Raw genomic sequence first — 21284 nt, forward strand, 5'->3', positions numbered from 1 at the left:
AAAATATGCCTATATTTCCTCAAAGCAATACACCTATTTTTTTATCTATAAAAAAGAGCCCCTTTTGCTGTGCTTTAAGGGACTCAAAGGTTAATCATTTGAAAATGATCGTCAGTATTTAATTTTGTTTAGAATTATTGAAGAGTAAAACATAGAGTAGCAGATTTCTTTTCAATCATTCTGCTACCTCGCTCTTTTCAAATCGTAAAATTCTCTTTGTTACAATTGCCATCACTACCATGGCCATACTAATCATTAAAATAGGAACGTAGACTTTAACACTAAACGCTTCAAATAATAAACCATACAATATTTGCCCAATTGGTGCCATACATTGTGAAACGGCAATGATAATAGCCATGACCTTCCCTAAGTTTTCATTAGGCGTTTCTTTTTGTACAAGTGTAATAACATATATTGAAATAACGGTCAGAATCATAGCGATGATAAGCGCACTACCAACAAATAAAGTATAAGACGGATAGAAACCTAGATGAAGCATGAGTGGCGTAACTGCTAGAGCCATTGGAACAATCAATAAAGCGGTGATAAACACCCAAAAGTATAAATTATTGATACCCATTTTTTTCGCAAAGTATCCCATAGATAAAGCTCCTAAAATTGTAGCAAAATCGATTAGCCCCATCCCTACACCATACAGAGTATCACTACTTTGCATTGTAACACGGAGAATAATCGGTACCCCCACGACAAACAACGGTGTTAATAATAAATTTAATAATGCCGCTAAAATCATACATTTGAATATAAAAGATTTCTTCACTACATAGCTAAAGCCCTCTTTCAAATCATTTACAAGCGTCGGAATAATATGTCCGCTCTTCTCTCGTCGGATAAATGGTATATGAATAAACATTTCTAATATGGCAGAAAGGAAAAAGAACACACCACTTGCCAAGACAAGTACTTTTAAGCCAATCATACCGTACAGTATTCCACCTAATACAGGAGCAGCTACATTAGACAATGATTGAATACCATTGACAATTCCATTTGCTTGCTCAAGCTTTTCCTCTTCTACAAGTACTGGAATACTTGCCATCACTGCAGGTGCATACATAGCACTAACAAAGGAAAGCAGTACCATCACAACACCAATAAGCCAAACGGAACTATTACCAATCGCTAGCATTGCGAAGAAACTAAACACAATTATGCTACTCGTAAAATCGAAAATCACCATCAAATTGCGTCGATTAAACCTATCAGCTATTGCTCCTCCAAGAGGTGCTAGTAAAATCGGGACACTCGATATCGCAAATAGTACTGCAAAAAGATCTGCACGTCCTGTAATATCTAGTACATAAAGTGATAAGGCAAACCTTAAAAGCGCAGACCCTAAAATAGAAATAATTTGCCCAATCACCATAAGGTTAAAATCTGTTGAAAAGCCTTTTCTATTAATCTGTGATTCCATTCATTAGACCCCTTCCTTTAACATTCATGACCCTTTTGAAAGTGTAGAAATTGTATTGTAAGAAGAAAGACATTACTAAAAATACTTATAGTACTTAACCAAATGAGCCACTCCATTTGCGTACTCCAAGACATTATTAGCAATAAGAACCCCACGATAATGGATACATAATTTCCAGTACGACTAATTTTTGAAATCCGATAAAATTTTTCCTTAACTTCATACGCAGATTTCTTTATTTTACGTTTCATAAGATAAACTTTTTCTGTTAAATTCTGCTTAGTATCTTTTGCTTTTTGAGGATAAAAAAATGGTTTATCTCCTTTAATCATGGCGATCTTCATCTCCATATCGTCGTTTTAATAACTCAGTTAAAACTCGCTCTTGGAAGTCCGAAATCTGTTCTGGTTCCTCAATCTCCATATTTACCGTTTCTTCATACCCATCTAGTTCCTCACCATCAAAACGGTAAAGTTTTTGCAATAACTTCCACAATGTTTCAATTTCCTCAGTTTTAAAGTCTTTAAAGATATCTGCTAAAAAGTAAGTAGACTTCTCCGAACAAACAATCAAAGCTTTTTTTCCCTCTGAAGTAATCTCGACATTGATCGATCTTTTATCTAATTTACTTGGTATCGTTTGGACATATCCTTTTTTCACAAGACTCGTTATTAACTTATTCGCAGTTTGCTTTGTTGTCCCAAGCTTTTTAGCGATATTTACGAGCGTTGTATTTTCTACTGGTAAATGGGCAATGGCAATAAGAGCCATATGTTGTCTCGAAGTTAATACCTCTAAATATTCATCTCCTCTTATTTGAACTTTATTGACAACTGAAAACAATGTCGCATAACTTTGCTGCATAAAATGCAATTCCTTCAATAAAAGATTTAAATCCATATGTAGCACCTCTCTATTTAGTCACCATGTTTACCAAATGATACATAACGATTCCCCAAAAGTCAACATGGTGACTTTTATACTTTTCAAATAGAATGAGATACCACACCAATAGACCGACTGTCGGTTTACAATATTATATGATATCCCTCCAAAAAAAGGAACTTATTTTAAACATTCTTCTTGATAAATCCAGGAAATTTTCCATAGGAATAAATCCCTATCTATTCAATCATTTTATACTATTTTATACTAAATTATGTTAAAATTAATTTTTATCATTCCAATATTCCTTTTTATAGTATATTATATTCGTTGTTTCCTTTTATTGAAAAACTTGATTAAATAGGTGATTTCGTGAATCGATATTTTCAATTTTTGTTCCTTTGCCATAGATTACCAAGCCGATCTTTTTTTTATAGAGGTGTTCAATTTCCGATTTGCGCACGTTGCACAGGAATTTGTATTGGATATGTAATTGGCATTATATTGGCGTTATTTAAAGTTTTACCTTTTTTTTATGCTCTTATTTTAACAATTCCTATGATTATAGACGGAACGGGACAATTATTTAATAAATGGCTTAGTACTAACTATCGGCGATTAGTAACAGGAATACTCGGTGGAATAGGTATTGTTTTTATGATTTTACACGCCGCTCTCTTATTTTGGAATCTAACTATTTATCTCTATAAAAAAGGAGAATATATTGGTTCATTAATTTTTAACTAAGGAGACTGAAAATGTTTTGTACCTATTGTGCATCCAATCTATCAGAACAGGCAGAAATTTGCCCAAATTGTGGTGTTAGAAAATTCAAAGTACATAATTACTGCCAGAATTGTGGGAATGAATTAAATGCTTTACAAGAAATGTGTACTTCATGCGGGATTATTTTAAAAAAATCTCCAAAAGGTACTCATCCACTAGTTCCTGCATTACTTACATTTCTAATACCTGGTGTAGGCCAAATCATTAATAATCAAATGGGGAAGGGATTTCTTTGCTTATTTATATCTACAATAATTATTTTTTTCATTCCTTTTCCTTTAGGATTCATTATTGTTGGTTTACCTATTTTAATTGATGCTTATTTAATCGGAAAAAAATGCTATGAAAGAAAAGTAGTAGGAAAATGGGAATTTTTTTAATTTTAGGAGGTATAATTTAATATGTTTTGTCCACACTGTAGTGAAGAAATTGCGGCACAAGCAGAAATTTGTCCAAAATGTGGTGTTCGTGTACATAATACTTACCAAGAGGATAAACCAAATATAGCTATTAATATCCTTTCTTTTTGTTGTGTACCGCTCTTAGGGATTATTATGTACTTTGTATGGAAAAATGATAAGCCTAAAGCCGCTAAATCCGCTTTAATATGGGGGCTGATTGCAATCGCTGTATATGTAGTATTAATGGTCTTATTTGGAATATTAGGGTTTGTACTTGGTTCTATCGAAGAGAATAACTATTAAAAAGAGGCTAGGACTTAGCTAGTCGAAATTTTTAAAAGCGCGAGAAATCAATTTTAAACATTGATTTCTCGCGTTTTTCTGATGTGGGTTTTTTATGTTCCTGCTACCTATCCTCATTACCTTCTCATTTCATATTCAGTTCATATTGACATGCTATAGTTAGTAACATAAAAGATTCATATTTTTTTGTTGATGAAATTAAAGGAGGATTTACTTTGCGGGAGGCATCAAAAGATACGACAAAACTGAAGGAATGGCGGCGCTTTGTTCGCTTAGTCAAACAGGCTGAACCGCCGATGTGGCTTTTAATTATTGCATTAGTAATGAGTTTAGCAACTACGGGCGTAGGCTTTATCGTTCCGTTATTTACAAAAAAATTAGTCGATGGCTTTTCATTAGCATCCCTTGATTATTGGCAAATACTTTTATTAGGGATTGCTTTTATCGCGCAGGCTATTGCGGGTGGACTTTCCATTTATTATTTAAACCGTGTCGGACATCATGTTGTAGCGAAATTACGAGATCAGCTTTGGAGAAAGCTACTTCACTTACCAATTCCTTATTATGATGAGAACGATACAGGCGAAACATTAAGTCGTGTTACGAATGACACAGCTGTTGTCAAGGATCTCATTACGGAACATCTTGCGAACTGTTTATCAGGCGTTATTTCTATTATTGGATCGACCATCATTCTATTAATCTTAGACTGGAAAATGACCTTAGTCATGCTGATTGCTGTTCCGCTTGCTATGGTTATTTTAATGCTGTTAGGAAGACGAATGTTTGTCATTTCAAAAGGAATGCAAGATGAGACAGCAAAATTTACGGCTGTTCTCAATCAAGTTTTACCTGAAACGCGCTTAGTAAAAGCTTCAAATGCCGAGAATATTGAATATGAGCGTGGCAAGAAAGGCATTACAAACCTCTTTACGTTTGGTTTAAAAGAGTCTAAAATCCATGCTCTTATTTCGCCTCTCATTTCGTTTGTATTAATGTCAGTTCTTGTGGCTATTATTGGTTATGGCGGTGTACGAGTTTCTTCAGGAGAGCTTACAGCTGGCGACATGGTGGCATTTATTTTATATTTAATCCAAATCATCATGCCGATGACCCAATTAACAATGTTCTTTACACAGCTACAAAAAGCAATGGGTGCTACTGAGCGAATTAGTGCATTACTTGAGCATGAGGAAGAAAATATTTTCGAAGGAAACACATTAGAAAAAGTGGATCAACCGATTTATGTAAAAAATGTTGACTTTGCATATGGAGAAGACCTAATTTTATCGAATATTAATTTTACCATTGAACCAGGTAAAGTTACCGCCATCGTCGGACCTAGTGGCGGAGGAAAAACAACAACATTTTCTCTGTTAGAAAGATATTATCAGCCTACTAACGGAAGTATTACACTTGGAGAAACCCCTATCAACACGTACTCCCTACATTCTTGGAGAAGCCAAATCGGCTACGTTGCTCAGGAGAGTGCGCTGCTATCTGGAACGATTCGTGAAAATATTTGCTATGGCATTGACAGAGAAGTGCAGGATGAAGAGCTTGATAGAGTTGCTAAAATGGCCTACGCCGATCAATTTATCAATGAATTACCAGAGCAATTTGATACAGAGGTAGGAGAACGAGGCATTAAGCTTTCTGGTGGTCAACGACAACGAATCTCTATCGCTAGAGCACTTTTGCGTGACCCTCAAATATTAATGTTGGATGAAGCAACATCTAGTCTAGATAGTAAATCGGAAATCTATGTTCAAAAAGCATTAGATAATTTAATGCAAGGTAGAACAACGCTTATAATTGCACACCGCCTTTCTACAGTAGTAGATGCAGATCAAATACTTTTTGTGGAGAAAGGACATATTACGGGCAGTGGCACACATGATTCTCTATTTGAGACTCATGATATGTATCGAGAGTTTGCCAAGCAACAATTACGTATTAAAGAGGAATAACGAAGGGATTTGTTAGCATGACAAAACTATTAGTTGTAGATGATGATGCGCATATTCGGGAATTAGTTAAGGTATTTTTACAAAATGAAGGTTTAGAGGTAATTGAAGCTACGGACGGTGTGGATGCACTGTCCAAATTGGATTCCGATAAGGTGGATATGATTATTATGGATATTATATAGTATATGGTTTTATCAGCATATACTCTTTTATTTTTGATATGTTACATCAATTGAAAACATGATGTATCTTTCTTAAAATCTATCAATCTATGTTCATTTCTATTAGTTTAGGCATCGTTTTGGCATCATTAAAACGAAAAAAGTCACTCGTTATTTTCGCGAGTGACTTTTTATACTTTTATGTAATTTTTAGTTAACCACTATCTCTAGATCATTAATTCGATTTATAAGTAGATTGTTCATGAATATTAAGACATCATTATCACAACGCCCTAATACATTGTTTTCATACAATAAATAAAGCAACTCTACTTCTATATCATTTACTACTTGGTCCCACCAAAGCCCAATATCATTTGAATCAAGTGGTGGTATATTAAATATTTCTGAAAAAGTTTTTAATGTGTTTAGTAGTTCATTTGTTGTTATTTCCATCATTTGCCTCCCTAAAATGAAGACATTCACTTTTAATTACAATTGTTTTGATTTATAATTAATGTTGGTTTATGGGTGAATGTCACTCGAATATTACCACATTTCAAGGTGCAACTTGGGATGTGGTTTTTTGTTATTTTAATGGTAGCACTGGAAGTAATATATTGGAATGTCGAGGTATCTACAATTTACGACAGAATTCTCCATATTAGAGCGAAAAAATGTCGATAACATCTCCGTCTTCAGTTAAAATAACTTTCTTTAACCCAATCCCTCGTTTACATTTGTAAAAGCCGTAAAACGCATAATTTCCTTTCTCTTCTTTGTAATGGATTATTTTTATAAAGTCACAATTTGTTTTGATTTTTTTGAAATAGGAAATAGCTATAAACTGTAATGTCTCGATGTCCATGCTTTAGTATTTGTGCAATTTGTAAAACCTAATCACTTAATATTTACATGAATCATAAAAAGCCACTCATTATTTTTCTAATGAATGACTTTCTTTTTTTATATAAAACTGTTCATAGCTTCTTTTGTTTCAATGGAGTAAGTTTCATCTTCGTGCAATACTGGCTCATTTTTGTCTATCCTTATTTCACTCTCTGGACCACGTTTCATATCTTCTTCAATTAGCCTTTTAACATACTTACTAAAATTTCGCGGTTTTTCAGTCAGTGGGTTGATTTGTTCAGCATGTTTCAATAGTGCAAGATCATGTTCATCTGTAATGTTGAAGCTAACAGGTTTGTTCTTCCTACCTTCGTTACTCATCCAAATGCCCCCTTCGCTATTGCGTAAAACCCAACAGCATTTGCAAAGACAGGGTGTAAAGTTGTCACCCCATTTCCACGATGTATTGTTGGATTAATGATTTCTGCATTATTGTAGTGTTCTATTATATATGGTGTGATTCCTTCTGTAATACCTCCACAAATCAATATTTTGTCTTTTTTATCCCATTTCAGTTTGGTTGTATTGCGTATGATTCCCCTAGCGATCTTTTGGATGTCATTTTTATTTGCAACTGTTTCAACACCAAAGTTAAACGTGGTGCTAGCGTTATTAATATGCCTTTTATCAACTATTGTAGCTGCGTTAACAGTTCCACTACCAATATCGATTGTTCGGATTACACCATCCTTGGTTGTGCCCAAAATGTTGCACTACCTTCAGCAGCTACGGCCACCTGTTCAATAAATACTTTTCTGCGTTTACCATTCACCTTTATTTCATGATTTCCTTTTAACATTTCAATATCGATTCTTTCTCCGCCTGTTTATGCCGTTTTATTGGCTGACCTGTTACAAAGCTTACCTTTTCGATATGTGGGCTATAACGTCCTAAATAACGATGTATAGCTAATAAGACTCTTATTTTTGTATCCTCGTGAGCTTTGCTATCTCCGTACCTGGTTCCATCACCGAACTCATCCTCAAACTGAGCGATTGTTCCGGCATATCCTTTTCGACCAACAATTTCAAACTCCATATCATCCGGTCCAAAAGTTTCCTCTACATCACGTTCAAACCAATCGCAGATATTCGTTTTAAATGAATCAACACCGAATGGCCCCACTACCTTCGCTGCTACAGTCCTGCCTGAAGACACTATTAATAAAAAAGTAATCTGGTCTTCAAGTGATGAATCAATTGCGACTGTAGACCAGAACGGTATTGTAACAGCTATTCGTGAAGGCGAAGCAATTATCACTGCTAAGGTTGAAAATACGGAATTAGTTGCAACTGCTACAGTTATCGTTAAAAAACCAAATAATGAATCATCAAGTGCTATTCTTAGTATCACTTTGGTGAACGGTATTACCAAAGAATATGATGTTACTAATGCAGTATTAAACAATTACTTAAATTGGTTTGAAAGTTCTCAAGGTACTTCGACATTCAAATTCACAAAAACTATTTCTCCTTATAAAAAAGTAACCGAATATATCGTACATGATAAGATTGCTTCATTTGAAGTAAGAGAATATTAAACAAAAAAAGACCAGGTGCTCACTTTCAATTGAGCGCCTGGTCTTTATTTTGGTGACTTAATAATAATTTTTCAACTTGTGTTTTCAGTGCTTGATTAGCATACGTCAGCACTGTGTCTTCACCAGCTGTGGCAACAACGAGATAAGTCAATGCGGCTTTTTGCATTTATACATTCTAATAAATACTAAAAGCTCCATCTAGTGACGGGGCTCTTAGTATCATTTTATCAAACCAAATTAAAAGGAATGAGTTTGTACAATACAGAACTCATTCCTCACTAGATATTTTACTTCAAATGTTTAATACATTTTGAACTATCTTTCAACTGCTACTTGACACTTATTACCAATCATTTTATCGCATTTTACCTTTGTTTCGTATATTCTACCATCATATCCTCTTTCTTGAACTATAACATACTTGTCATTTGAACCATTATTTACAAATATAAAATCTACAGCATCCGGATATAAGTCCTTAACATAAACATACTCAGTCCATGCACTCGCTGATACTGAAGGAATTAGTATAGCTCCTGATAAAGCCAGTGATCCCACCATTTTTGCAATTTTTGATTTAAACATAATTAACTCTCCTTTTACATTTGTTTTCTCTATTAATAAGTTGCATTTAATAGAACAATATAACCATAACAAAATTAAAATGAAAATGTTGTCGAAATTTGTAATTATTTAAATAAAATACAAATATTACCCTTTTTGTCACAATTTTTTCGCTTGTTACCGCCAACCACCATCATCAAGCCACTTCTTAAAATCTCTAATTTCTGTCCACTAAGTCCCCCTGTGGTTAAGTAAGTATTTCCGTCTGTGGTATACTCTGTACGGCCCCTATACCTCCCGCTCTAGGGCACGTAGTTTTATCAAGGTTTCAGCTTTAGAAGAAGATTTAGAAGAGTTTATGGAATTGATTTTAGAACGTAAGCAAATGTTAAATGAAATGAAAATAGACCAAGATGGCATATAGCTATCTTGGTCTATTTCGTTATGCAGCTACAATATTTGCTATTTGGGCAAGTTTAGCCGTCTTTATTTTATTTACTCCTGCTTTTGCAGCTTCGGCACCTGTAAATGTACCAGTTTTAACACGCCATAACTTGCCGTCAGGTTCAATATACGCAACCCAACCAAAGCGATGCTTTAATACATCAAGTACATTTTCTGCAGCTTGAATTGTGCTGTATGTGCCTGTTAAAACACGATATTTATTGTTATCCGTAATAGGATTAGGTTGTTGTACAGCACCAGCGTTTTTAACCATTTGCAAGAAAATGTTCCAAGTAACATTACCTGCACGAATTTCACGAGGGCAGTTTTTGCCACTATGGATATTATGATGCCAAATATGGATGGCTGGGAATTATGCGAAGAAATTCGTTCATTTAATGATAATCTACCAATCTTAATGTTAACCGCAAAGGGAGAAACCTCGCAAAAGGTAAAGGGTTTTCATCTTGGGACAGATGATTATCTTGTTAAACCATTTGAGCCTGCAGAGCTGATCGTCCGTGTGAAATCAATACTTAAAAGATACCATATTTCCCTATCTCAACTTGTGGAAGCCGGCAATATTAAGTTAAATCGTAATACACATGAAGTCTTGTATAGCGGTGAATCTTTAACACTTCGTTTAAAGGAATTTGAACTATTATTTACGTTAGCAAGCTATGCTGGAAAAACTTTTTCACGTGAACAGCTAATCGAAGAAATTTGGGGATACGACTATGAAGGTGATGAACGAACAGTCGATGTTCACATTAAAAGACTTCGTCAACGTTTCCCTCAAGAAACAAGCGGATTTTCTATTCGTACAATTCGCGGCCTAGGCTATCGATTGGAACTTGTTTCATGAGAAGACTAAAAAATTTTTTAAAGCTTTTTTTAACTTTAATGCTTCTTCTTATCATTAGCATCGTCTTTGCCTTTATTTCCTACCACATAACGTCCTGGATTTATGATTGGTTAGGCAAACATCCACAAGGTTTCTGGCTTCAATTATGGACCGTAGTTGGTGTTTTTGTTCTCTTTGCTTGCTCAGTCATCATCACCTTTTTAATTGGGCTAAAAAGACAACGGAACTATTGGAATACGATTGTAGATGCATTAAGCCGGATTGCTAAAGGTGATTTCTCTGTCAAATTAGATCTTAAAGCAGATGACGAAGATCAATTTGGTCAATTAATACATGGCATCAACCATATGGCAGTCGAATTAGGCGAAATGGAAAGAATGCGCCAAGAATTTATTTCGAATGTATCTCATGAAATTCAGTCGCCTCTAACATCTATTAACGGCTTTGCTAAAGCATTGAAAAACATAGACCTCCCTGAGGATAAGCGACAGCATTATTTAACAATCATTGAGATGGAAAGTAATCGACTATCAAAAATTAGTGACAATTTACTAAAGCTAACGTCGTTAGAATCACAACACCACCCCTTCGAGCCAAGGCATTACCGACTTGATAAGCAATTGCGTAATGTCGTACTAGCACTTGAACCAAATTGGCTAGCTAAAAATATCGACATCGATATGCAATTAGAAAACATTTCGCTAATGGCTGATGAAGATTTAATGAATCAAGTATGGATGAATTTACTAAGCAATAGCATTAAATTCACGCCAACTACTGGCACTATTACAATATCAATGACAAAACAAATGGACACGATCACTATTGCCATTCGTGATAATGGTATCGGTTTAACAACGGAACAACAAAAGCATGTATTTGAGCGATTTTATAAGGCTGACCAATCAAGGACGGCTGAGAATGGCGGCAGTGGTTTAGGACTATCTATTGTGAAAAAAATCATCGATATGCATAACGGAACCATTACTGTTGAAAGCAAGCTTGCTGAATATACAACGTTTTTTGTAACACTGCCAGTAGAAATAGATCAGACTCGTGCAAACGAATAGAAGATTCAATCTTCGTCCGCACGAGTCTATTAGGCAGATGAACTAGTAAACTATTTTTCTAAAATATTGATAAACTTTTTCGAGTCTTCTGCTTTGTCTCCCCTTCCCACTCTCCATGTTGCCAAATTCAAAAAACTTCACTTGTTTAATGCCAACAAAATTAAATAACGCTCTTTTCATTAATATTTTATGAGCATTATTTAGCCATAATAGTGGATATTTTGTTGGCCCCTTCATTGTCGAAATACACACCACTGATTTTCCTTTAAGAAGCCCCTCAGGAAATAGTCCTTTTTTATCTTTATAAGCAAAATTGGCCGAAAACAATTGATCAATATACCCTAGAAGCATTGCTGGTGGCCTTCCCCACCATATCGGATAAACAAAAACGATTTTATCAGCCCACCTAATTTGTTCTCGATATTTCTCAAGTTTTGGATCACGAAACATATCACGACGGCGTTTATGTTCATGGAATACTAAAAGCGGATCAAATTGCTCCTCGTATAAGTCTAGTACTTGAATATCCTTTATGAAAGGATTGTCATTACAGCCCTTCTTAACCTCCTGTAAAAAAGCATAATTCAAACTTTTATGATTGGGATATGTATAAATAATTAATGTGTTCATCATGCACCCTCCATTACTTATCATTTGATAACTAAATAATAAACTGCCTGATTTTAGTTGTCAAATGATAATTGTTTTAAGATAAGTTTTTTGTTATCTTTTCAATAAGAGGTGGTCACGTTTGGACAAAAAAGAATTATTTAATCAGTTTGTAGCATTTACAACAGCGGTACATCAAGTAACACATGAACTAACTCAAAACGTTAAAATCGATAATATTACACCTGTACAATATAAAATTCTAGAATATATAAAAGTAAGCCAACCAGTTACGCCTACTGAAATTAGTGATTGTCAGCATATGTCCTTACCTAATACAAGCCGTGAATTACGTAAATTACAGGAAAGAAAATTTATCGGAAAAATTAGTGATACCGAAGATCGAAGAAAGCACTATGTTTGCCTTACAGAGGATGGAGAAAAAATAATGGGAGAAGCATTTGCCTGTATAGAAGAGCGTTTTCAACAGCTTATTCAACATGCATCTAAAAAAGACTTAGATGACATTCATAATGCATTAAACATTCTTGACCAAAAGGTTTTTAATCCAAAATCATAAAAAACCTGCATTGCTTTTCATTAGGAAAAGCAATGCAGGTTTTTTCATTGTTTATTAAATTGACATAGAAAGCGTTCTACACCTGGGTATTTCTCTCCTAGGCTAGTTATGAAAAAACCATAGCGTCGATAAAAATCTACGGCCTCATAATCTGTTTCAGCAACAATTGATGGGTACTTACTTGCTATAAAATTAATCATTTTACTCCCAATGTTTTTTCCTCTTTGATCAGCTAATACAGCAATATGCTTAATCTCGCACTCTGATAAGCTGATTTGTTCTATACCAATACAACCAGCAATTTCACCTTCGAATTCAATGCTATACAATGTCCTATTCGATAAAAGTATATATTTTTCATACTCTTGTTGAACTTTTTCATCCGAAGTTGCAAAAGAAAGTAGTTTTCTAATAGCTGGTGAAATAGTGTTTGCTTGAACTATATTCATAACTTATCTCCTCGTTATTAGGTGATGGACAGAACTACGTACCTTAGCTCTAATTATAAGGAGACTTTTTATTTTTAACAATGCCTATATCCACCATATATTCAATGTAACAGGAACTACGGGTAGAGCCTGCTAAAATAACGAATGAGAAGCAAAATCCTTAAACAGATAGTTATCTAGAAATATTTGGAGCTGTCTGTCTTTTGGACGCTCCCGCTTATACTTTGCATTTCTATCACTCTTTTAATCTAGTTAACAAATAAAGAAAATATGGTGCACCGATAACTGCAACAACAATCCCTGCTGGTACCTCTGAAGGCTGTAAAATTGCCCGACCAATTGTATCTGCAATTAAAACTAATAATGCACCAACCAAAGCAGCAACTGGCAACAAAATTTGATGTTTTGCACCAACTAATTGTCGGGCAACATGTGGAGCAATTAGACCGACAAAGCCAATACCACCACTTACAGACACACTAGACGCTGCTAAACCAACAGCAGCTAATAACAACCATCTGCGCTCACGTTCGATTGAGGTGCCTAATCCTGTTGCAAGTGAATCACCTAGATTGAGGACATTTAGCACATTTGACTTAACATAAATGAGTGGAAGTAGAATCAAAATCCATGGTAGTAACGCCATGACAAACTTCCAATTCGACCCCCAAATACTACCAGCTAACCAAGTCGCTAAAAATTGATACTTATCGGGGGTAAGCGTTAATGTTAAGACAATTATCAACGAGCTAATCCCTGCTGCTACTGCAATTCCTGTTAGAAGTAGTCGCATAGGTGAAATACCCTCATGTCGTTTATAGGACAACATGTAAATAATCAAAGCGGTTCCTGCTGCTCCAATAATCGCGATAATGGGCAAAGCGAATACAGGGACATCTGCTGTAGCTGGAAAAAATGAAATATATAGCATAATAGCAAGTCCTGCACCTGCATTAATCCCTAAAATCCCTGGATCAGCTAAAGCATTCCTGGAAACTCCCTGCATAACAGCACCTGCTGTTGCTAATCCCATTCCAACTAAAATCGAGATTAGCATCCTAGGCAATCTAAAATCAAATAAAACAAGTTCTTGATGAGCAGTTCCCTGATTAAATAGCGTTTTAACTACCTCACCTACTGAAAGCTTTGATACCCCTACATTCAGACTTATCATAAAAACGATAATAATAAGTACTAGAAAAAACATTACTATACGGCTATGTCGTTTTTTAGCCACTTCCTGACCCTCTGTTAAATAAAGTTGTCTCATAGTTCTTTCCCACCTTTACGAGAAAGATAAAGGAAAAATGGAACACCAATTAATGAAATGAGCGCACCAATCGGCACCTCATATGGTTGGTTAATAATCCGTGCCAAAAAATCTGCCAACACGACTAATAGCGCACCATAAACTATAGAACAAATAATAATCCATCGATAATCATAGCCAACAATGTATCGTGTCAAATGTGGTACGATTAATCCAACAAACGCTACAGCTCCAACAACTGAAACTGCTCCACCAGCCAATACTAAAACAATAAGTAGGCCCCAGAATTTTACGACACCTACTTTTTGGCCTAGTCCAACTGCAATTTCATCACCTAAGCTTAAAAGGGTAATTGAGCGCGACAATATAAGTGCTCCGATAAAGGCAAGTAGAAGCCATGGAATCAGTACTTGGAGATTACTCCATTTTGTAGCTGAAACTCCACCAGCATAAAAAAATGCTAAATCTTGACCAATTTGAAAGTAAAGAGCTATTCCTTCGCCTAATGCACCTAATAATGCACTTACAGCTGCTCCTGCTAGTACCAAACGCATAGGGGTTAAACCGCCCTTTGATAACGAGCCTATCCCATAAACGATTGCTACACCTAAGCCTGCCCCTAAAAACGACCATAAAATCAAGTAAATATAGGGGGTATTAGGGAAAAATGCAAAGCAAATAGCTAACATAAATGTTGCTCCTGCATTTAGCCCAAGTAAACCTGAATCAGCCAATGGATTACGAGTCATCCCTTGCATAATTGCACCGGCAACTGCAAAGCTAGCACCTACTAATGCAGCACCAATTACCCGAGGTATTCTAATATCAAATATTACCTGATGCTCTGGTAGCGCAGCAGAATAATAAAATATTGCCTGCCAAACCGTTTCAATTGAAATATCAGCTACTCCAAATGAGATCGATAAAGCGATTACTATCACAAGCCCTATAATACCGACAACCAATGCCGTAACTGCACGCAATGGATACGCTCGATTATGTATGTTTTTTGTCTGTTCAAGATTTGGTACTTCCATAAATCTACTCCACTCTTTTTAGTTATACCTGGACCAAATTTACATTTTGGCCGTATGATAGGTTAAACATATTGGGTTATTACTATATGGACAAACGGCCATATATGCTTTAATATTAAAAATTTCTTTTAGATTTTCCTCTGTCATGACTTCGTGCGGGCTCCCACTAACAACAAGTTGTCCATCTCGAATCGCCATCATAAAATCTGAAAAGCGTGACGCGTGGTTTAAGTCATGCAATACCATGACAATTGTGCGCCCTTCTTCCTCGTTTAACTTTTTTAAAAGTAATAGCACATCTAGCTGATGCGCTAAATCGAGGTAAGTTGTCGGCTCGTCCAATATTAAAATATCGGTTCCTTGAGCAAGTGCCATCGCAATCCAGACACGTTGCCTTTGTCCACCAGATAGTGCTTCAATCGATCGATCTTGATATTCTTTCAAGCCCGTTACTTCAATAGCCCAGTGAATATAATCGTAATCTTCCTTACGTAATGTCCCTATACCACTCTGATATGGAAAACGACCATATGACACAAGCTCTATTACGGTTAATCCCCCAGGTGCTATCGCTGACTGTGGTAAAATGGCCATACGTTTTGCGATACTTTTTGTATTCATTTCATGCAAAGCTTTCCCATCCAGATACACTGCACCTTGTTGGATTTTTAGCAATCGTGCAACTGCTTTTAATAATGTGGATTTCCCACAACCATTAGGACCAATTAGTGTAGTAATTTTACCTTTTGGTATTTCAACACTTAAATCCTTTACGATGGGGGATGAGGAATAGCCTATATCAACATGATCTATCGTAAGTACTGCCATTATAAAAACCACTCTCTTTCAAGACATTTTACTTTAACATTTGCTCTTCAATTACTTTTAATAGATTTTCACGACCGAACGCACTGAATGATTCATTATAGTTTTGTGAACTCGGAATGCTATATACATTTCCTGCTTTCACGGCATTTAAATTTTTCCATAGGTCTAATCCATCAATAACCGTTTCATGATTATCTTTCATCATCCAAATATAATCAGGGTTAATGTGTGATAATACTTCTAAGCTTACAACCTTACCGCCCCAGCCATCTGGTTCTGGTGTGTTTTCGTCTGCTTTAAGTTGCATATCTTCAAATAATAAATCCGCTAAACCGGCAGAAGCATAAACACGAAGTTCTTTAGCTGTTGCTTCCATTACCATAAATGTTTTATTTGCGCCAACTTTAGCTTTTACTTTGTCACCTAGCTCTGCCGCTTGTTCTTTATAATTAGCATACCAAGCTTCCATCTCTTCTTCCTTGTCTACCTCTTTAGCAATAAAACGGAATCGCTCTTCAAACTCATAGTACATATGAGGAACAACCACTACAGGTGCAATTTTTTCTAAGCTTTCTTTTATACTTTCTTGTCTTTGAGTAATAAAAATTTTATCTGGTGCTGTACCACTTACGACTTCTGGGCTAGCTGGTTGACCATACCATCCTACATTGACTGTGTCCTTTAGCAGTTCGCTAATTAACGGAGCAAACTGAGTATGATCCGCCATATCTACGTTACCACTTGCAACAGGGGTTACACCTAACTTTAGAAATTCCTCTGTCGATCCTGATAAATCAACAATCCGTGTTTCTGATGTCTCCTCTGCTTTTGTATCCGTTGTTGCCTCAGAAGTGCTAGCTTCGTTAGTTTTACATGCTGCTAACATAAGCGTTAACACGATGAATAATAAATACTTTTTCATTTGTCTATTTCTCCTTTAAGCATTGGGATGGATTGACTCCAAAATATTCATAAAAGAGCTGTGAAAAATAGCTAATATTTTGATAGCCAACTGTCAGAGCAGTTTCTGTCACACTCATATGCCTTTCTGTAATGTAGTAATATGCACGCTGCATTCGTACGTCTTTTAAATGTTTATATGGTGTTTGACCATAAACTTCTTTAAAACCTTGCTTCAATTTTTGTTCATTCAATTCAATCTGATTTGCTAAAACGGCGATTGATGGTGGATTATCCATTAAATTCACCAAAATATCCTGGGCCAGTTGAATTTTTTTCACTTCATCTGCGCGTAAGGTACCAATGGAGCGTAGCATTTTGAACTGCTGTGTAAAATACATATCAATTAATTGTAAAATGGCAACTTCAATTTTTAATTCGTCGATTCTAGGCTGAAATAGCAACTGCTTAATATGCTTTGCCTGACGGATTAAACTGGCTGTTATGGGATTTTCTAAACGTGAAATCATTTGCTGCTGGATCATCTCATGAAATTGTAGCGAGGAGAATCCTTGCTTCTGAACCCAATTCTCATACCATTTAATAGGGATACAAATTGATATACTTAAAAAGTCACCCGTATTTAAATAAGCCTCCCCTTCAAACTCTTGTAAATAATTTAAATAAGAGTTGTCACAAGGTACGAGCATTATTTTGTCTTGCATTTGCACTTCTCGCTGTCCTTTTAGTGGGATGACTAGCTCAATTAATTGATTCGACCAGTGAAAAGGAAAACAGTATGGTTTCATAAAATTAAATGACGACACAATCACCTCAAAGCCACTAAGAGATGTGAAGAATAATAATTCACCATTTCCATATTCATTTGGAATCGTAAGCACTTTCACTTCTTTGTCACTTAAAATAGGAAAATGTGGAAGATAAACATCTATTATAGAAGTATTCATTTTTTACACCTAATTTACTAGTTAGTCTTTAAATCGATAATGATAATCATTTTCAATTAAAAAGTCAATTCCTGCTTTTCTCGAAATTTTCCATCTTCAATAGTGAAAAAACGATTAAAGTAAGGTTTGATAGCTGTACGATGTGTGATAAATAACACTATCGCAAGCTTTTTATGTGTTAAAAATGCTTCTAGTATCTCTAATTCTGTAGCCTGATCCAATGCACTCGTCATTTCATCCATCAAATAAATCGTTGCACCGCTTAAATAAGCTTGTGCTAAGCGAATCCGTTGCTGCTCACCACCGGATAATTGCCTGCCCCCTTTTCCAATCCATTTTTCAAGTGGATCGTCACCTAAAAAGTCCACCTTCATAGCTTTTAAAGCCTGTATCATTTCCGCCTCTGTTGCATCGCGATTCGCCCAAATAAGTAATTGTTTTACAGTCCCACTGTAAATAGGCATATGCTGCAATGCAAAATGGATTGTTTTGCTTTTGACCGTTGGAGAAATCGAAGTAACTGACTGATTGTTAATAGAAATATTGGCATCTGCTAGCAAGCCATAAATTAACTGGAAAACCGTTGTTTTACCTGCCCCAGTTTCACCAGTAATCATAATATGATCACCACCTAATAGCCTTGCTATAGGAAGTTGAAGCGAATAGTTTTCTCTTTGGAATGTAAAGCTAGATAATGTAACATCAGCTTCTAAAGCTGTTCCATTTTTATCTTCAGCTACTTGCTGTTTTAGCCATTGTGCTAATTCTTTCTCAACGGCTGTAAAGTAAGCTAGACCATCACTTGCCTCCTTAAGTTGAAGAGCTGTATGTAACAGATAAAAAAGAATAATCTCATATAAAACTAGACTACTAAGCTGTTGAGGACTAATAAGCCAAAATCCAGCAACTACACTTCCAATATACATAAAGGTTAAGGCCATATAAAAACGTGTAGAATAAGGTGCAACTTGCTGTTCTGTTTGAATGCTTGTTTGATAAAATTCCTTATAGCTAGCAGTTAAGCGATTTCTTACAACGGGTGTGCCCTGACAAAATATCGATTCAATTCCCTCTAAATATTCCAAGGTATGTTTACGAATTTGTTCGAAATGAAGCTTTCGCTGTGTGCCGTAAAATTGCATTTTCTTTTCAATTTTCTTTTGATAACGAAAAAGAAAAAATAAGAGCAGGCCAAACGGAATCGCAACACGCCACTCGATTAAACATAGCAACAGTAAAATTAGAAACAAGTTAATTTTTTCTTTCATCACATTTGGCATTAGATGAGTATAAGTGATTTCCATTACATCAATTGTTTGTGTGAGCCAATGTCCTGCATTGCCTTTTTCCTGATGAATCTTCATCGGTAAGTTTAACAAATGCTCTACAATTTGTTGTCTAAGGGATTGAAGTACTGCCGTTCCTTGTGATTGAATCCAGCGTTGCTCATATACACCACTGAAAAAAATACAACCAAACGCTATACCCATCACAACTACACTTGCTCCAAAGGTCATGTCCAACATATTTGATAAAAGCAATACTAAAATTACTAATGGTGACAGTGCAATCAAACTAGCGATAAAGGAGCGAATAAGTAATTGTTTTTTAAATTGTTGTAATGCATTCATACTTCTCTTCCAATCTGTATTTGAAGATTTGCTTGGTGTATATGTTGTTGTCGATGTGCAATGCTAATAAAGGTATGTGGCAATTGCTTAAATTGGTCAATAATCCGAATTTCCATTGCCTCATCAATTGCTGCTGTCGCCTCATCCAATAAAATAAGTGGTACATCTTGTAGAATTGCACGTGCTAAGGCTATTCTCTGTAGTTCTCCACCACTGAAGATAACTTTAGAGTCATTCATATAGGTTTTTAGTCCCTCAGGCAATGTGCTAACACGTTCGCTTAACTCTACAATTTTGAGAACATGTTGAAGCGTATGCTCCGACACCATCTTTCCAAGCGTTAAATTGAATAGAAGCGTTTCATGGAAAAATTGACTCGTTTGTGGAACAAACCATATACCATTCCGTAGTGCTTGTTCGCTATAGGCTTTCACCGGAACACCATCTATTTCATATGTACCTGTACCTTGATATCGTCCAGCCAATATCTTTAAAATAGTTGACTTCCCATTACCTGATTTCCCTTTTAAAACGACAAAATTATTCGCTTTTGTCGAGAAGGTCACCGGTCCGATTTGCGTACTTTCATCAAATGTATAACCGACATCAGCTAAGGTAAGATCGCTCTTTGTGATTGTATTGCTAGAACCAAATAGCATATCTGGTTTCTGAAGCCACTGCTGAACCTCCAATTGAATTTGCTTTGCTTCGGTAAATTGATGTCCAAAGCTTGCAAATTCACGGAACGGAATCGAAATATTTAACCCCAATATAAATACGACATAAAATAAGGTGACAGACACATCCCAACCAACACTTGCAGGAATAAAGCTTAGGAGTGCCCCCTCGACGATCGTTACATATAAAATAAATCGAGGAATTTTTACTCGACTCATTTCCTGCCAGACTGTTTGATAATTCGTGTAGGATTGCTGAAGTGCATCCAATTCCTTGCCTCTTACACGGAAGCTTTGTAAATACGTTAAACTTTCCGTAAAATCAACATTTCGTTCTTGCATCGTTGTGCTAATACTTGCATAGCGTTCACCCACAATGAACAATTGAGGATTTTTGCGTAATTGAATATATAGGGCAATCGGTAATGGGAACATTGCTAAAATAGCAAATCTCCAGTCAATTCCTATTAATAAAACAGCTGAAATCAATGGCATCATAATGACATATAATGCTTGTGGCATTTGATGGGCAATAATTTTCTCAAGTTGCTCTGTTCTATCTAATATTAGACGCAACATATGACCTCTTGACTGTTTTTCAACGATTTCAAAAGGAAGCTTCTCGATTTTTTCTAAAGTAGCTATACGTAAATCACGTATATACTGGTACGCTACCTTATGAACAAATAGTCGTTCTAGCCTTAAACAGATAAAGTGAATAATTATTACCAAAAGTAAGGACAAACTATATCCGAAAATCTCCTCCTGCCCATTACTTATTGCAAGGTAAATCAGATAAAAAGACAAAACAAATGAGAATGCTTTACCAAATGAAAAAAGGATTACAATCCCAAGTTCTCTCTTTTTATAAAAATGCTGAATTGGTTCTAATTGAGACAGATTCTCACCTACTTTCGTTCTTCAGTATACAAACTAATCGCTTAATCAACTACTAATCGTTGGAGATAATTATCAATTGGTGGAGATAATTTTTAAACT

The 21284-nt window shown here is 35.6% G+C and carries 26 protein-coding genes and 1 pseudogene; 9 read left to right on the plus strand and 18 right to left on the minus strand.

The features are described from left to right. Positions 1-175: 175 nt before the first annotated feature. From ACMZ42_RS01500 to ACMZ42_RS01510, 3 genes are read right to left on the minus strand one after another with little or no spacing between them, the layout of a single operon-like run. Entirely contained in the window at positions 176-1438 is a 1263-nt protein-coding gene (locus ACMZ42_RS01500) for an MFS transporter (protein WP_415730314.1), read from the minus strand. Positions 1439-1455: 17 nt separating this feature from the next. Next, a complete protein-coding gene (locus ACMZ42_RS01505; protein ID WP_415730315.1) occupies positions 1456-1770 on the minus strand; it encodes a hypothetical protein in 315 nt (104 codons plus the stop codon). After that, on the minus strand, positions 1763-2338 hold the full coding sequence (locus ACMZ42_RS01510; protein WP_415730316.1) for a MarR family winged helix-turn-helix transcriptional regulator: 576 nt from the start codon (positions 2336-2338) through the stop codon (positions 1763-1765). The genes ACMZ42_RS01505 and ACMZ42_RS01510 overlap by 8 nt, the downstream gene beginning before the upstream one ends. Before the next feature lie 357 nt (positions 2339-2695). On the opposite strand from ACMZ42_RS01510, the gene ACMZ42_RS01515 reads away from it, so the two are divergent. The 5 genes and pseudogenes from ACMZ42_RS01515 to ACMZ42_RS01535 form a co-directional block, all read left to right on the plus strand. Beyond that, the gene (locus ACMZ42_RS01515) at positions 2696-3070 is read left to right on the plus strand and encodes a DUF2085 domain-containing protein (RefSeq protein WP_370082238.1); all 375 of its coding nucleotides are present in this window, start codon (positions 2696-2698) and stop codon (positions 3068-3070) included. Positions 3071-3081: 11 nt separating this feature from the next. Next, positions 3082-3489: a zinc ribbon domain-containing protein gene (locus tag ACMZ42_RS01520; protein WP_415730317.1), complete on the plus strand. Its 408-nt coding sequence runs from the start codon at positions 3082-3084 to the stop codon at positions 3487-3489. Between the two features lie 21 nt (positions 3490-3510). Next, a complete protein-coding gene (locus ACMZ42_RS01525) occupies positions 3511-3813 on the plus strand; it encodes a zinc ribbon domain-containing protein (protein ID WP_415730318.1) in 303 nt (100 codons plus the stop codon). Positions 3814-4028: 215 nt separating this feature from the next. Further along, positions 4029-5783, plus strand: a complete 1755-nt coding sequence (locus ACMZ42_RS01530; RefSeq protein WP_415730319.1) for an ABC transporter ATP-binding protein — start codon at positions 4029-4031, stop codon at positions 5781-5783. 17 nt (positions 5784-5800) lie between these two features. Further along, positions 5801-5962 (plus strand): annotated as a pseudogene (locus tag ACMZ42_RS01535) (response regulator); the annotation flags it as partial. 192 nt (positions 5963-6154) lie between these two features. Here ACMZ42_RS01535 and ACMZ42_RS01540 read toward each other — a convergent pair. The 3 genes from ACMZ42_RS01540 to ACMZ42_RS01550 all read right to left on the minus strand — a co-directional run bounded on the left by ACMZ42_RS01540 (position 6155) and on the right by ACMZ42_RS01550 (position 7557). After that, the gene (locus ACMZ42_RS01540; protein ID WP_415730320.1) at positions 6155-6400 is read right to left on the minus strand and encodes a hypothetical protein; all 246 of its coding nucleotides are present in this window, start codon (positions 6398-6400) and stop codon (positions 6155-6157) included. Between the two features lie 510 nt (positions 6401-6910). Next, complete coding sequence (locus ACMZ42_RS01545; RefSeq protein ID WP_415730321.1) at positions 6911-7174, minus strand: hypothetical protein; 264 nt, start codon at positions 7172-7174, stop codon at positions 6911-6913. Further along, entirely contained in the window at positions 7171-7557 is a 387-nt protein-coding gene (locus ACMZ42_RS01550) for a hypothetical protein (RefSeq protein ID WP_415730322.1), read from the minus strand. Before ACMZ42_RS01550 ends, ACMZ42_RS01545 begins: the two co-directional genes overlap by 4 nt. A gap of 470 nt (positions 7558-8027) precedes the next feature. Between ACMZ42_RS01550 and ACMZ42_RS01555 the strand changes: the two genes are divergently transcribed. Continuing rightward, entirely contained in the window at positions 8028-8393 is a 366-nt protein-coding gene (locus tag ACMZ42_RS01555; protein WP_415730428.1) for an Ig-like domain-containing protein, read from the plus strand. A gap of 25 nt (positions 8394-8418) precedes the next feature. Here ACMZ42_RS01555 and ACMZ42_RS01560 read toward each other — a convergent pair whose 3' ends face one another. From ACMZ42_RS01560 to ACMZ42_RS01570, 3 genes are all read right to left on the minus strand, one after another. Further along, the gene (locus tag ACMZ42_RS01560) at positions 8419-8559 is read right to left on the minus strand and encodes a hypothetical protein (protein ID WP_415730433.1); all 141 of its coding nucleotides are present in this window, start codon (positions 8557-8559) and stop codon (positions 8419-8421) included. Between the two features lie 149 nt (positions 8560-8708). Then, the gene (locus ACMZ42_RS01565; protein ID WP_415730323.1) at positions 8709-8978 is read right to left on the minus strand and encodes a hypothetical protein; all 270 of its coding nucleotides are present in this window, start codon (positions 8976-8978) and stop codon (positions 8709-8711) included. 421 nt (positions 8979-9399) lie between these two features. Next, the gene (locus ACMZ42_RS01570) at positions 9400-9675 is read right to left on the minus strand and encodes an SPOR domain-containing protein (RefSeq protein ID WP_415730429.1); all 276 of its coding nucleotides are present in this window, start codon (positions 9673-9675) and stop codon (positions 9400-9402) included. On the opposite strand from ACMZ42_RS01570, the gene ACMZ42_RS01575 reads away from it, so the two are divergent. Next, positions 9616-10266, plus strand: coding sequence for a response regulator transcription factor (locus ACMZ42_RS01575; RefSeq protein WP_415730430.1), 651 nt, complete (start codon positions 9616-9618; stop codon positions 10264-10266). The genes ACMZ42_RS01570 and ACMZ42_RS01575 overlap by 60 nt on opposite strands. Further along, a complete protein-coding gene (locus tag ACMZ42_RS01580) occupies positions 10263-11336 on the plus strand; it encodes an ATP-binding protein (protein WP_415730324.1) in 1074 nt (357 codons plus the stop codon). Before ACMZ42_RS01575 ends, ACMZ42_RS01580 begins: the two co-directional genes overlap by 4 nt. Before the next feature lie 42 nt (positions 11337-11378). Here ACMZ42_RS01580 and ACMZ42_RS01585 read toward each other — a convergent pair whose 3' ends face one another. Continuing rightward, a complete protein-coding gene (locus ACMZ42_RS01585) occupies positions 11379-11966 on the minus strand; it encodes an NAD(P)H-dependent oxidoreductase (RefSeq protein WP_415730325.1) in 588 nt (195 codons plus the stop codon). A 121-nt stretch (positions 11967-12087) separates the two neighbouring features. Here ACMZ42_RS01585 and ACMZ42_RS01590 point away from each other — a divergent pair, with 121 nt between their 5' ends. Beyond that, positions 12088-12525, plus strand: coding sequence for a MarR family winged helix-turn-helix transcriptional regulator (locus ACMZ42_RS01590; protein ID WP_415730326.1), 438 nt, complete (start codon positions 12088-12090; stop codon positions 12523-12525). Positions 12526-12569: 44 nt separating this feature from the next. On the opposite strand, the gene ACMZ42_RS01595 is transcribed toward ACMZ42_RS01590, so the two are convergent. The 8 genes from ACMZ42_RS01595 to ACMZ42_RS01630 form a co-directional block, all read right to left on the minus strand. Then, entirely contained in the window at positions 12570-12974 is a 405-nt protein-coding gene (locus ACMZ42_RS01595; RefSeq protein WP_370082254.1) for a GNAT family N-acetyltransferase, read from the minus strand. Positions 12975-13209: 235 nt separating this feature from the next. After that, on the minus strand, positions 13210-14244 hold the full coding sequence (locus ACMZ42_RS01600) for a FecCD family ABC transporter permease (RefSeq protein ID WP_415730327.1): 1035 nt from the start codon (positions 14242-14244) through the stop codon (positions 13210-13212). Next, positions 14241-15281, minus strand: coding sequence for a FecCD family ABC transporter permease (locus ACMZ42_RS01605; RefSeq protein WP_415730328.1), 1041 nt, complete (start codon positions 15279-15281; stop codon positions 14241-14243). The genes ACMZ42_RS01600 and ACMZ42_RS01605 overlap by 4 nt, the downstream gene beginning before the upstream one ends. Positions 15282-15320: 39 nt before the next feature. Continuing rightward, positions 15321-16109, minus strand: coding sequence for an ABC transporter ATP-binding protein (locus tag ACMZ42_RS01610; protein WP_415730329.1), 789 nt, complete (start codon positions 16107-16109; stop codon positions 15321-15323). A 28-nt stretch (positions 16110-16137) separates the two neighbouring features. Further along, positions 16138-17031, minus strand: a complete 894-nt coding sequence (locus tag ACMZ42_RS01615; protein ID WP_415730330.1) for an ABC transporter substrate-binding protein — start codon at positions 17029-17031, stop codon at positions 16138-16140. A gap of 4 nt (positions 17032-17035) precedes the next feature. Further along, positions 17036-17977 (minus strand): helix-turn-helix transcriptional regulator, encoded by a 942-nt coding sequence (locus ACMZ42_RS01620; RefSeq protein ID WP_415730331.1) that lies wholly within the window; start codon positions 17975-17977, stop codon positions 17036-17038. Positions 17978-18033: 56 nt separating this feature from the next. Continuing rightward, positions 18034-19608 (minus strand): ATP-binding cassette domain-containing protein, encoded by a 1575-nt coding sequence (locus ACMZ42_RS01625; protein WP_415730332.1) that lies wholly within the window; start codon positions 19606-19608, stop codon positions 18034-18036. Then, the gene (locus tag ACMZ42_RS01630; protein ID WP_415730431.1) at positions 19605-21185 is read right to left on the minus strand and encodes an ATP-binding cassette domain-containing protein; all 1581 of its coding nucleotides are present in this window, start codon (positions 21183-21185) and stop codon (positions 19605-19607) included. The genes ACMZ42_RS01625 and ACMZ42_RS01630 overlap by 4 nt, the downstream gene beginning before the upstream one ends. Between the last annotated feature and the right edge of the window lie 99 nt (positions 21186-21284).

Origin of the sequence: Lysinibacillus sp. NPDC056185, from assembly GCF_047737915.1 — a bacterium.
Taxonomy (GTDB): Bacteria; Bacillota; Bacilli; order Bacillales_A; family Planococcaceae; genus Lysinibacillus.

Bases quoted from the DNA above. Each gene is read 5' to 3' on its own strand.
- ACMZ42_RS01595 (WP_370082254.1), bottom strand. From the start codon at position 12,974: ATGAATATAGTTCAAGCAAACACTATTTCACCAGCTATTAGAAAACTA.
- ACMZ42_RS01560 (WP_415730433.1), bottom strand. From the start codon at position 8,559: ATGCAAAAAGCCGCATTGACTTATCTCGTTGTTGCCACAGCTGGTGAA.
- ACMZ42_RS01520 (WP_415730317.1), top strand. From the start codon at position 3,082: ATGTTTTGTACCTATTGTGCATCCAATCTATCAGAACAGGCAGAAATT.
- ACMZ42_RS01565 (WP_415730323.1), bottom strand. From the start codon at position 8,978: ATGTTTAAATCAAAAATTGCAAAAATGGTGGGATCACTGGCTTTATCA.
- ACMZ42_RS01510 (WP_415730316.1), bottom strand. From the start codon at position 2,338: ATGGATTTAAATCTTTTATTGAAGGAATTGCATTTTATGCAGCAAAGT.
- ACMZ42_RS01585 (WP_415730325.1), bottom strand. From the start codon at position 11,966: ATGAACACATTAATTATTTATACATATCCCAATCATAAAAGTTTGAAT.
- ACMZ42_RS01570 (WP_415730429.1), bottom strand. From the start codon at position 9,675: ATGGTTAAAAACGCTGGTGCTGTACAACAACCTAATCCTATTACGGAT.
- ACMZ42_RS01540 (WP_415730320.1), bottom strand. From the start codon at position 6,400: ATGGAAATAACAACAAATGAACTACTAAACACATTAAAAACTTTTTCA.
- ACMZ42_RS01600 (WP_415730327.1), bottom strand. From the start codon at position 14,244: ATGAGACAACTTTATTTAACAGAGGGTCAGGAAGTGGCTAAAAAACGA.
- ACMZ42_RS01620 (WP_415730331.1), bottom strand. From the start codon at position 17,977: ATGAATACTTCTATAATAGATGTTTATCTTCCACATTTTCCTATTTTA.
- ACMZ42_RS01525 (WP_415730318.1), top strand. From the start codon at position 3,511: ATGTTTTGTCCACACTGTAGTGAAGAAATTGCGGCACAAGCAGAAATT.
- ACMZ42_RS01625 (WP_415730332.1), bottom strand. From the start codon at position 19,608: ATGAATGCATTACAACAATTTAAAAAACAATTACTTATTCGCTCCTTT.
- ACMZ42_RS01615 (WP_415730330.1), bottom strand. From the start codon at position 17,031: ATGAAAAAGTATTTATTATTCATCGTGTTAACGCTTATGTTAGCAGCA.
- ACMZ42_RS01610 (WP_415730329.1), bottom strand. From the start codon at position 16,109: ATGGCAGTACTTACGATAGATCATGTTGATATAGGCTATTCCTCATCC.
- ACMZ42_RS01505 (WP_415730315.1), bottom strand. From the start codon at position 1,770: ATGATTAAAGGAGATAAACCATTTTTTTATCCTCAAAAAGCAAAAGAT.
- ACMZ42_RS01580 (WP_415730324.1), top strand. From the start codon at position 10,263: ATGAGAAGACTAAAAAATTTTTTAAAGCTTTTTTTAACTTTAATGCTT.
- ACMZ42_RS01545 (WP_415730321.1), bottom strand. From the start codon at position 7,174: ATGAGTAACGAAGGTAGGAAGAACAAACCTGTTAGCTTCAACATTACA.
- ACMZ42_RS01500 (WP_415730314.1), bottom strand. From the start codon at position 1,438: ATGGAATCACAGATTAATAGAAAAGGCTTTTCAACAGATTTTAACCTT.
- ACMZ42_RS01605 (WP_415730328.1), bottom strand. From the start codon at position 15,281: ATGGAAGTACCAAATCTTGAACAGACAAAAAACATACATAATCGAGCG.